Raw genomic sequence first — 318 nt, 5'->3', positions numbered from 1 at the left:
CGCGCTGGGCACGAGCGGCCGGCCCGTCACCATCCGCACGCTCGACCTGGTTGCCGACCATGCCGATCGCACCGGCCTGACCCTGAGCAACGAAGAGAATCCGGCGCTGGGCCTGCGCGGCGTGCGCCTGTCGCTGGCCCGACCCAAAGTGGCCGACACCCAGCTGCGCGCGATCCTGCGCGCCTCCGCCTACGGCAAGCTGCGCGTGCTGGTGCCGATGATCAGCACCCGCGAGGAACTGCTGGCGGTGCGCCGGCGCATGCTCAAGCTGAGCGAACAGCTGCGCGCCGAAGGCCACATGGTGGCCGAACACGTGCC

At 71.4% G+C, this 318-nt stretch carries 1 protein-coding gene; it reads left to right on the top strand.

Going from position 1 to position 318, the window contains the following annotated elements; translation table 11 throughout:
- The coding region (locus EN850_RS35050; protein WP_348642457.1) for a putative PEP-binding protein at positions 1-318 on the top strand (318 nt) is incomplete at both ends.

Source organism: Mesorhizobium sp. M8A.F.Ca.ET.207.01.1.1, from assembly GCF_004794715.1.
Lineage (GTDB): Bacteria > Pseudomonadota > Alphaproteobacteria > Rhizobiales > Rhizobiaceae > Mesorhizobium.
Note: the sequence above shows the minus strand (reverse complement) of the source record. Positions and strands in the feature narration are given on the sequence as shown.